This window comes from Enterobacter sp. R4-368, assembly GCF_000410515.1.
Taxonomy (GTDB): Bacteria; Pseudomonadota; Gammaproteobacteria; order Enterobacterales; family Enterobacteriaceae; genus Kosakonia.
Window position 1 is genome coordinate 3,664,894 of sequence record NC_021500.1, and the last position, 12,442, is coordinate 3,677,335.

The following is a 12,442-nucleotide window of genomic DNA, read 5'->3' on the forward strand; positions in this document are numbered from 1 at the left end:
AGACAAGGATGAATACCGATAAACCGGTTCGTTTCTCGCAGCGCGCACTCAGCTGGCTGATTATCGGCCTGCTGGTCTGGCAGCCCGTGGCACCTTCCTTCGCGGCGGCCATCACGCCGACCGGCCCGACCAGCATGGACAAAGCCGGCAACGGCGTGCCGGTGGTGAACATCGCTCCACCCAACGGCGCGGGCATCTCGCACAACCAGTTTAACGAATACAACGTCGGCCAGCAGGGGCTCATCCTCAACAACGCCACCGGACAGCTGAACCAGACCCAGCTTGGCGGGCTTATCCAGAACAACCCGAACCTGAAGGCCGGGCAGGAAGCGAAGGGCATTATCAACGAAGTGACCGGTGGCAGCCGCTCACAGCTGCAGGGCTACACCGAAGTGGCGGGGAAAGCCGCCAATGTGATGGTCGCCAACCCGTACGGCATCACCTGTAACGGCTGCGGCTTTATCAACACGCCGAATGCGACGCTGACCACCGGCAAACCACAGTTTGACGCGGCGGGCAACCTCTCGGCTCTCGAGGTGACAAAAGGCACCATCACCGTCGAAGGCCAGGGGCTGAATGCCAGCGGCAGCGATGCGCTGTCACTGATTTCCCGTGCCACCGAAGTCAACGCTGCTATACATGCGAAGGATTTAACGGTCACCACCGGGGCGAACCGGGTGGATGCCAGCGGTAAGGCGACCGCTATCAACGGCGAGGGCGCGGCACCGGTGGTGGCGGTGGATACCGGCGCACTCGGCGGCATGTATGCCAACCGTATTCACCTGGTCTCCACGGAAAAAGGCGTGGGGGTGAACCTCGGCAATCTGGCGGCGCGCCAGGGCGATATCACGCTTGATGCGAACGGGAAAATGACCGTCCGGGAGAGCGTTGCCAGCGGGTCGCTGACGGCGAAGGGCGACGGCGTGACGCTCACCGGCAGCCATAAAGCGGGTGGTGATATCGCGGTTAACAGCATGCAGGATATGGCGCTGAACACCGCCACGCTGGCGGCGGACGGCAAACTGACGCTGGCTGCGACGGGGAATACCGCGCTTACCGTCAGCAAAATCGCCGCCGGGCAGACGGCGCTCAGCGCAAAACAGATTAATGGTGATGCGGCCAGCCAGCTCAGTGCGGCGGGTAACGCCACCCTGGATGCGCAGGGTATCAGCTGGCAGGGTGAACTGACCGCCGGCGGCAACAGCCGGATAACGGCGGATAAGCTGGATAATGCCGGCACGATAACGGCGAAAGGGCAACTGACGGCCACCGCAGGCAACCTGAACAACAGCGGCACTCTGCAGGGGCAGGCGCTGGAGATTAACAGCCAGACGGCGCAGAACAGCGGCACGCTGATGGCGGCGGGGGATACCCGCATTACCGCCGGACAGCTGGATAATCAGGGCACCATCGCCGCGAAAAATCAGCTCACCGCCTCGGCGTCCACGCTGAACAACAGCGGAACATTCCAGGGCCAGTCGCTGGGTGTGACCGGCGATGCGCTGCACAACAGCGGCTCGCTGCTATCCGAAGGTGATACCCGGCTTACGGTCGCCCGGCTGGATAACCAGGGGACGGTAGCGGCAAAAGGCAATCTCACCGCCACCACCTCGACGCTGAATAACGGCGGCACACTGCAGGGGCAGACGCTTGCGGTCTCCGGCGATGGGGTACAGAACAACGGCACCCTGACCGCTGACGATTCCCTGAACGTGAAGGCCGGCGCGCTGACCACCGGCACCGGCTCCACTATTACCGCGAAAGGCGATGTGACGCTGACCGCGCAGACCACCGCTGATATCGGCGGGCAGGTGAATGCCGGTAAAGCCCTGAGCGTGAAAGCAACTGACCTGCAGACCCGCCAGCAGGCTCAGCTGCAGAGCGGCAGTATTCTGACGCTGGCGGCAGATAACACTGCAACCCTCAACGGCACTCACGCGGCGAAAGGCACGCTCAGCGTGGCGGCAAAATCCGTCAGTCACGGCGGGAAATCGAATGCGTCAGCCATCACCCTGACCGCCCCCGGTGCGCTGAACAACAGCGGTACGCTGGTTGCGGATACGCTCAGCCTCGGCAGCACACATATCACCAGCAGCGGGCTGTTGCAGGGCACACAGGCTCTGAACCTGCAGACGGACTGGCTGGAAAACCTCACCGGCGGCACGCTGTACTCCGCAAAAGACCTGACGCTTGCCATTCCGCAACTGAACAACAGCGGGTTAATCACCACCGACGGTGACCTGCGTCTGCACGGCAACAGCCTGACCAGCAGCGGCGAAATCAATGGTATCAGCCTGTTCAGTGACTACGCCCGCCTGGAGAACAGCGGGCGGCTGCTGGCGGATAATACGCTCGGCCTGACGGCGGATGACATTAGCAACCGTGGCGTGCTGGCGGCAAAAACCACCGACATCACCTCGAACACGCTCAGTAATACGGGCAGCGTGCAGGGCGATGATGCGCTGACGCTTAACGTACAGAACACCACCAACGGCGGGTCGCTGGCGACGGCGGGCACGCTGAACCTCAGCGGGCAGACCCTCGATAACCAGGGCAACCTGAGTGCCACCACGCTGCTGCTGACGCTGGCGCAACAGGTGAATAACGCGGCGGACGGGCGCATGGTTGCGGGCGACAGCGCTACGCTGAATGCCCCGCAACTGAGCAACAGCGGCCTGATTGCCGCGAAAAACCTGACGCTGAACAGCGCTGACATCACCAGCAGCGGCACGCTGCAGGGCGCGGCGCTGCTGACCGCTTCCGGTACCTCGCTGACTAACCAGCAGGGCGGCCTGCTGCTCAGTAACGGCGCGGTGTCGCTGAAAAATGACCGGCTGAACAACGCCGGGCAGATACAGGGTGACACGCTGAACCTCGCGACCGGTCAGTGGATGAACACCGGCACGGTTCTCGGGCAGAGCGGCCTGACTGCCACGGTCAGCGGCACGCTGGATAACCAGGGCCAGGTGGTCAGCCGGCAGGGGATGACGCTGACAGCAGAGAACAGTACGAACAGCGGCGCGCTGATGGCGAAAGTGCTCGCCCTGCACGGCGATTTGCACAGCAGCGGTCTGATTCAGGGGACGGACGGGATGACGTGGGATGGCAACACGCTGACCACTACCGCGGACGGGCAGCTTGTCAGCGGTGGCAGTCTGGCACTGCAGGGTAAAACCCTGGACAACGCGGGCCGGATGCAGGGGAAAACCCTGACCGCAACAGCGGACAGCCTGCATAACAGTGGCACGGTGCAGGCGCAGGACGCGCTGAACGTACAGGTTACCGGCACACTCGCTAACCAGGGGCAGATGCTGAGCCAGGGCCAGGCGGATATCCGCGCGGCACAGCTGAACAACGACGGCACGCTGGCGGCAAACGACCTCGCCGTGACGGCACCAGTGATAACCAGCAACGGCATTCTGCAGGGCAATCACAGCCTGACCTTCGCCACGCAGAGCCTGTTCAATGGGCGCAACGGTCAGCTGGCAAGCGGCGGGCTGCTTGATGTAAACCTCGATACGCTGGAAAACCAGGGGCTGCTGTATGTGCAGGATGCGCTGACGCTTCATGCCGGCAAACTGGTGAACAGTGGCAGCCTGGAAGCGGACGCGCTGGATATCACCTCTGACAGCACACTGGACAACAGCGGCACGCTGCTGGCGCACCATACGGCTTTGCTTCGCGCGGATGCGCTCGGCAACAGCGGACAGATTGCCGGCAACACCGTTTCCCTGACCGGCAACAGGCTGACCAACAGCGGCCTGATTCAGGGCGCGCAGCAGGCGCAGGCGCACGCAGGCAGTATCATCAACACCGCCTCCGGTAACTGGCTTTCCGGTGGTGCGCTGACGTTTGACGGCGGCAGCCTGAGTAACGCCGGAACGCTGCAGGGCGATACGATTTCCCTCACCGGCACCACGCTCGACAACAGCAACATCATCAACGGACTGCACGGCCTGAGCGGTGTCTACAGCGGCGCACTCACCAGCGACGGGCAGATGGTCAGCGGCGGCGTAACAGACCTGCGGGCGGACGCCATTACCAGCGCCGGGCGCCTCACCGGCGATACGCTGGCACTGGATGCCGGCACACTCGTCAACAATGGATTGTGGCAGGGTACGCACGGTCTGACGCTGAACGCCGGTACGCTCATCACCGGCGCGAACTCGCGCACGCTGAGCGGCGGCGATTTCACGCTGAACGCCGGGCAACTGAATACCGGAGGCACCCTGCAGGGCGGGAGGGTCAGTGTGACGGCGGATGACTGGACGCTCGGCGGTTCGCTGCTGAGCCAGGGCAGTCTGAATGCGGATGTGGCGGGCATGCTGACATTGCCGGGCGCGCTTACCAGCCAGGACGCGATGACGCTCCGTGCGCAGACGCTGAATAACGACGGACAACTGCTCAGCGCCGGGGACATCACCCTGCGCGGGCAACAACTCACCAACAACGGCAGCGTGCAGGGCAAAACGCTGTCGGCACATGAAGGCCGTATCACCAACAACGGCACGCTGACCGGCCTCGACAGTCTGACGCTGGATAACAGCCAGACCACGGCGACCCTGATGGCGCGGATGGCGATGGCTGCCCCGCAACTGGAGCTGATTAACACTGGCTCGCTACTGACGCAGGGCACGCTGGATATCACCGCCGGGAGCGTGAACAACACCGGCACCTGGCAGGGCAATAACATTCTGCTGGCGGCGCAGTCGCTGGATAACCGCGGTGCCATTCAGAGCGCCGGGGCACTTAATCTTCAGCTTGCCGGTGACCTGACGTCCGCTGCAGGCAGCAAAATCACCGCCATGGGCACGGCGGCACTGCAGGCACTGTCGCTGACGAACAGCGGGCAGTGGGCGGCGAAAAACCTGACCCTCAGTGCCGGTTCGCTGACGAACAATGGTGCCATCAGCGGCAGCGACGGGCTGACCGCGACGCTCACGGGTGCGTTCGCCCAGCAGGCGGGCGGGCAGCTTGCCGGCAACGGGGCGCTGAACCTGACGGCACAGCGTGTCGATAACGCCGGTAACATCCAGGGCGGCGGCGTGACCGTCAGCGCAGACATACTCACCAATAACGCCGGTGCGGAGCTGGTCAGCGGGCAGGGGCTGACGCTCACCACGCCGCAGTTGCTCAACTACGGTCTGATTCAGGGCGCGGGTGACACCCGGATGACTGCCGCCACGCAGGCGCGCAACGAGGGGAAACTGCTCTCCGGCGGGACGCTGACGCTGACTGCGCCGCAGTACAGCGGCGCAGGCTGGCTACAGGCAACCGACCTCATTCTGAATGCGGCGAACAATGCCGCGACCGGTACGCTGCTGGCTGACCGGATGACACTCACCGGCGACACCTTCACGAACCAGGGCACCACTCAGGCGAACGACCTGACGCTGAATTACCGTCAACTCACCAACAACGGCACGCTGCTGGGCAGCCGCCAGCTGACGGTGAACGCCGCGCAGATGAACCAGTCCGCCGCCGGCAGGCTCTTCAGCGGTGGAGACCTGTTTGTGGGGGTAACCGGGCTCAACGCGCTGGGGCAAATCGTGGCGCTCGGCAACCTGACGCTGCAACTGGCCGATGCGTTTACCGGTAAAACCGCGCTGGCGGCGGGGAAAACCCTGAGTGTCACCAGTAACGGTGCGATAGATAACCAGAGCGTGATGCAGGGCCAGGCGGTGAACCTGAGTGCGGGCGGGCAACTGACCAACAACGGGCAAATCACCACCGGCAGCGGCACGAGTACGTTAAGCGGCAGCAACATCGTGCTGAACGGCAACAGTTCGCTGCAGGGCGGCGGCGATGTGACGCTGGCGAGCCGGGGCAACATCACGGCGAACGGCTTTGCCGGCACACTCGGCAGCCTGACGCTCAGTGCGCCGGGTAGTATCGTCAACACCGCGCTACTGTACGCGGCGAATAACCTGGCGCTGTACGCCGGCAGCATCACCAACCAGCGCGGCGATATGCTGGCGGGCAACAACCTGAGGCTGCAGCGCGACGCGGCGGGCAATGCTAACAGCGAGGTGGTGAACACCTCCGGCACTATTGAAACGCGAAATGGCGATATCACCATTAATACCGGGCATCTGCTGAATCAGCGGGATGGATTGAGTGTACAACAGACCACGATCCAGAGTTCAGCGGTGACTCCGACTCCCACCATTAAGGTAAATGCTGAAGATATCCCTCAGTACAATGTACTTTTCTATTCGTGGGATGTTCGTACCGGAGGAAGTAATGGCCCCAATGGCAGCGGAGGTAGTGAATATTACGCCCGCTACATTTATGAACCTGCTGCTGAGTACACCACAAGGAAGTTAATTTCTTCGCAGATCAAGACGACTGTAACCAGCTCTGGAGGGGCAGCCAATATTGCCTCGGGACGTAACCTTTATGGTTCGATGAATGTTTTAGATAATCAGGCATCCAGTATCTATGCCACCGGAAATATCACTCTTACCGGAAGTAATCTTAATAATGCAAGCTACCAGAGTGGTATAGCAACAACGCAGTATGTGTATGAATTTAAAGAAAACCCATCGCTTAGAAATTACACGATAATAAGCGATCATCCTCCGGAGATTATAGGTGAAGGCAATAATCGCCAGCTGAAGATCTATCAGGACGGAAGGCATTACAAAGATGATCCAGACTATCTCTATTACGAGTATATAGGTAGCGATAAGGATTATGATTATTACGCCCAGAACAGGACGGTCTCCAAAGACCAACAAATTACATATAGTCTCAAAGGACAGGAGACGATACAGCAAGATGGCCAAATTTATCGCGCTGTTATCCAAGCCGGTGGCAATGTCAGCGCCAACTTCAGCAGCAATATCAGTAACACCAGCACAACCGCCAATGCCGGTGGCGTCAGCGGCACCATTACCGCTCCATCACTGAATACCCTGAGCAATCAGAGTATTGGCGCTAGCGTGGCAAAACAGGCACTCGCCGCAGGGCCGGTGACTGTGAACTCCCCGCAGTGGCAGGATCAACTGCACAACGCCCTGCAGCAGATTAACGGCGGCGGCGCGCTGGATAACGCCAGCGCAAATGGTGCCGCGCTGGCAAACATTGGCAGCCAGCAGAAAAGCAGCGCCAGCCTCGGCAGCGCGGGCAGCCTGGCGAGCGCGGGCGTCACCAGTGCGGTACTGAAAGACACCCACGCTGGCGCGCTTGACGCGCATCAGGGGAAAGCCGTTGATACCAGTGCCTACCCGTTGCCTTCCGGTAATAACGGCTACTTTGTGGTGTCAGCTAACCCGAGAAGCCCGTACCTCATCACCGTTAACCCGAAACTGGACGGGCTTGGCCAGTTAGATCCGGCGCTGTTTGGCGATCTGAACAAACTGCTCGGCGTGACGCCGTCTGCCGCCCCGCGCGAAACCAGCAGCACTTATACCGATGAGAAGCAGTTTCTCGGCTCTGCCTACATGCTGGATCGCATCAAACTTAACCCGGATCATGACTATCGCTTCCTCGGCGATGCGGCGTTTGACACGCGCTATGTCAGTAACGTCGTGCTGAACCAGACCGGTAACCGTTACCTGAACGGCATCGGTTCCGATCTGGACCAGATGCGTTACCTGATGGATAACGCCGCTAACGCGCAGCAGTCGCTGGGGCTGCAGTTTGGTGTGGCGCTCAATGCCGATCAAATCGCCGCGCTCGACCACAGCATCCTGTGGTGGGAAAGCGCCATCATCAATGGCGAAACGGTGATGATCCCGAAAGTCTACCTGTCGCCGAAAGATGTCACGGTCAATAACGGCAGTATGATTGCCGGGAACAATGTCAGCCTCGAAGGAGGGAATGTCACCAACACCGGCGGTACGCTGCTGGCGCGAAACAACCTCAGCGTGGAGAGCGGCGGGGCCATCACCAACAGCAACGATGCGCTGATGAAAGCGGGCGGCAACGTCAGTCTCAGCGCCATTGGCGATATCAGCAACCTCAGTTCCACCATCAGCGGCAAAACCGTGGCGCTGGAGAGTCTCGACGGCAGCATTAATAACGTCACGCTGGCCGATCAGTTCTCGCTGGATGCGAAAAGCAAATATGGGTCGGTCAGCCTCAAAAACACCACGCTTGGCAGTATCGCTGGCATCACCGCAACGGATGGCCTGTCGCTGGCAGCGGGTAAAGATATCATCCTGACCGGCGCTACGCTGAAAGCGGGCGGCGATCTGCTGATGGATGCCGGTGGCAATATCGCCGTCAACGCGATCGAGAAAAATGACGCGTACAGCCAGTCCGGTTTTAAAGCGGGTTATCTCCGTCAGACGGCAACGGGCCACGAGCAGGTATCGTATCAGGGAAGTGGTATCACGGCCGGCGGCAACCTTGGCATGCAGGCGGGCAACGACCTGACGCTCAGCGCCAGCGATGTCAGCGCCGGGAAAAACGCGAAGCTGTCAGCGGGCAACGATCTGAACCTCGACGCACAGCAGACCCGCAACAACAGCCACAGCGGCAAAAGCGAAAACCACAGCACCGGCCTCGATCGCAGCACCGTCAGCGCAGGCAATAACCTGATACTCACCGCAGGCCAGGACATCAACTCGCAGGCCGCCGGGCTGGCGGCTGAACAGCAGGTCGGCATGCAGGCAGGGCGCGACGTCAATCTGCTGGCGGAAGCCACCACCCAGGGCGACAGCTACAAAGCTAGCAAGAAAACGGTGATTAACGAGCAGGTGCGCCAGCAGGGCACCGAGATCGCCAGCGGCACTAACACGGTGATCCTCGCCGGACGTGATATGAACGCCGAAGCCGCGCAGGTTAACGCGAAAGGCAATATCGGCGTGCAGGCCGGACGCGACATCAATCTGACCACCGCCACCGAAAGCGATTATCACTACAAAGAAGAGACCAAAACCAAAAGCGGCTTCCTCAGTAAAACCAAAACGCACACCATTTCCGAGCAGAGCGCCACCCGTGAATCCGGAACGCTGCTCAGCGGTGATAACGTGATGGTGAAATCCGGCAATGACCTGCTGGTGAAAGGCTCATCCGTGGTGGGCGATGGCGATGTGACGCTCAGTGCGGTGCATAATGTAGATATCACCGCCGCCACCAACACCGACTCGAACTGGCAGTTTAAAGAGAAGAAAAAGAGCGGCCTGATGAGCTCCGGTGGGATCGGTTTCACCATCGGTTCCAGTAAAACCAAACAGGATCTGAAAGAGAAAGGCACCACCCAGAGCCAGAGCATGAGCACCGTGGGCAGTAACGGCGGCGATGTGATGGTCAGCGCTGGTAATCAACTGCATGTCGGCGGCTCAGACCTTATTGCCAAAAACGATCTCGCCCTGAGCGGCGACAGCGTGGTTATCGATCCCGGTCACGACAAACGCACCACCGATCAGAAATTCGAGCAGAAAAGCAGTGGACTGACGCTGGCGCTTTCCGGTGCGGTGGGGGATGTGGTGAATACGGCTGCCTCCACGGCGATGGCGGCAAAAGATCAGAGTGACGGTCGCCTCGCGGCATTGCAGGGCACCAAAGCCGTGCTTTCCGGGATTCAGGCCTCGCAGGCTTCACGCCTGGCGGCGGCGAAATCCGGCTCTGATGATGCAACCAAGAACGGCTCGTTTGGTGTGATGGTTTCCATTGGTGGGCAGTCGTCGAAATCCACGTCGCATTCCGAGCAGGACACCACCACCGGCAGCACACTTAACGCAGGCAACGATCTCACCATCTCCGCCACCGGCAAAGGCAATGCCGCCAACAGCGGTGATATTACGGTTGCGGGCAGCCAGCTTAAAGCCGGGAAAGACCTCACGCTGGACGCGGCTCGAGACATCACCCTGACGGGCGCGGCGGATACGCAGAAAACCACCGGCAGCAATTCCAGTAAGGGTGGCTCAATTGGCGTCGGGATTGTCGCTGGTAAAGATGGTGCCGGGTTTATGGTGTCGGCCAGTGGGAACGCGTCGAAGGGGAACGAGAAAGGCAACGGCACAAGATGGAATGAAACCACGCTGGATGCCGGGCAGAACATCTCCCTGAAGAGCGGTCGCGATACGTTGCTGCAGGGCGCGCAGGTTAATGGCGATAAAGTCACAGCCGATGTCGGACGCGACCTGACACTGAGCAGCCTGCAGGACAGCAATAACTACAACAGCAAACAGCAGAGCGTCAGCGCCGGGCTGAGTTACACCTTTGGTGGTGGTGGGCTGGGCGGCAGCTTCAGCTACAGCCGCGACAAAATGAAGAGCAATTATGACTCGGTGCAGGAACAGACCGGGATCTTCGCGGGTAAAGGTGGCTTTGATGTCACGGTGGGCAACCACACGCAACTGGACGGCGCAGTGCTCGCCAGCCGGGCTGAGGCCGATAAAAACCGGCTTGATACCGGCACGCTGGGCTTCACGGATATCAACAACAAAGCGGATTTCAAAACGGAACATCAGGGTGCCGGGTTCAGCACTAGCGGCAGTATGGTCGGCAATGTGCTCGGGAATATGGCCAATGTCATGCTGGCAGGCATGAATGGTAAGGGGCACGCCGAAGGCACCACGCAGTCGGCGGTGGCCGACGGTACGATTGTGATCCGCGACAAGGCTGGCCAGCAGCAGGATGTCGCCACGCTGAGCCGCGATACCGAACATGCCAACGGCAGCATCGACCCGATCTTCGACAAAGAAAAAGAGCAGCGGCGTCTGCAGACCGCACAGATGATCGGCGAGATCGGTACGCAGGTCGCGGATATTGTGCGGACCGAAGGCGCGATTGCCAAAGAAAGGGCGAAGAACGATCCCGCGGCGCTACAAGCGGCGAGAGAAACGCTGGCAAGGGATGGCAAACTTAACCCGACGAAAGAAGAAATAGCTGACCAGGCGGGAAGAACCGCAGAAGCGCAATACGGTACGGGAAGTACACTTCAGCGCGGAATAACGGCTGCCACGGCGGCGATACAGGCGCTGGCTGGTGGCGATATTAAAGCCGCTCTCGCAGGTGCCGCTGCGCCGGAAATTGCTTATCTCATCGGGCAGAATGTAAACGATGATGCAGCGAAAGTTATCGCTCACGCCGTGGTTAATGCGGCACTGGCAGCGGCGAGCGGAAAAAACGCAGCCACTGCAGCAGCGGGAGCTGCAACGGGCGAACTGGCCGGGATAATTGCCCTCGACGCGTGGGGCATAAAAGATGTCAGTAAACTGAGTGAGGAACAGAAACAAACCGTTTCAGCGCTGGCGACGCTTGCTTCCGGGCTGGCGGGTGCGTTGGTCGGCGACAGTGGTGCAAATGCTATAGCGGGGGCGCAAGCCGGGAAAACGACGGTTGAAAACAACACTGAGGGATATGATGATGAGCAACGGCCGGCTCCATACGGTGTCTTGCCAGGCGATGTAGTGATGGCGAAAGCCAGGGAGGATGCAGCCAAGAAGATCAATAAAAAAATTAAAACGTGGATAGATTGGCTGGACAACGCGACTGAATGTACGTTCGGACGGGTATGTTATTCGGAGTACGACAAGAAGCAACAGCTTACCGATACTGCTGGAGACCAGATTTATAATCCGGATCTGATAGGTGGGAAATTAGTTAATCCTGACCGGAGTGGTGAACAGGGAGCAACGCATACCGGTTCTGATCAATCTTTTGAACAGGGAGCAACAAATACAGCTAACCCGGACGGTAACCCAAATACTGGCGGTAATACAACGATTACACCAATCCCTGATGGTCCAAGTATAGATGATTTGGCTTATCTAGCCCTTAAAGGAAAAGAAGCCGATAAAGCCGCTAAAAATTTGGGATTTGGTCCCAGAATTCCTCCATATAAAGTACCATTTAATTCACATGGCCAACCTGCATACTTTGACGGTAAAACCTATATTACACCTGATATTGATAGCCATAATGTAACAAATGGCTGGAAAATGTTTGATCGTAAAGGAAACAGGATGGGAACTTATGATGAAAATTTAAACAGGATTAAGGGCTAATTATGTTTGGTATTTTTCCAGAAAAAGAAGTTGTACATGTTGAGGGCGAACTAGTTTTGCCAGCAGCAATAGTAATAAACGACTATAAAGAAGCAATGAACATCCCTCTTTCATATTGGACTCTGAATGATTATAAAAAGAATTGGCTTGTGTCTCTTGAACAGGGTATTAAAAATAGGAATCATGCAGCTTTAGCTGTCTCAATGTATGAGCCTGATAATGCAAATTTTATATTTACATGGGTTTTATATTTTTGTGGTGTTAAAGTTTTTGTACAAAATAAAATATTATTTCTTGATGAGTGTAAAGCCTTTTCTGCTGAAAAAATAAATGAATTCATAGAGCCTCGCATTACCCATAATGAAGATGGTGTGAAAATCTCAGAATGGAGTACTGATATGGAAAGTGTCATCAAATTTTATGAGAACCTAAAGGAGTAAATACTATTTGGTAATCTATCTCGCTAAAATGAAATCATG

At 58.4% G+C, this 12,442-nt stretch carries 2 protein-coding genes; both read left to right on the forward strand.

Going from position 1 to position 12,442, the window contains the following annotated elements; all coding sequences use genetic code 11:
- Window positions 1–8: 8 nt before the first annotated feature.
- Entirely contained in the window at window positions 9–11,963 is an 11,955-nt protein-coding gene (locus H650_RS17185) for a hemagglutinin repeat-containing protein (RefSeq protein ID WP_020456373.1), read from the forward strand.
- Between the two features lie 2 nt (window positions 11,964–11,965).
- Window positions 11,966–12,403, forward strand: a complete 438-nt coding sequence (locus H650_RS17190; protein ID WP_020456374.1) for a hypothetical protein — start codon at window positions 11,966–11,968, stop codon at window positions 12,401–12,403.
- Window positions 12,404–12,442: the final 39 nt, after the last annotated feature.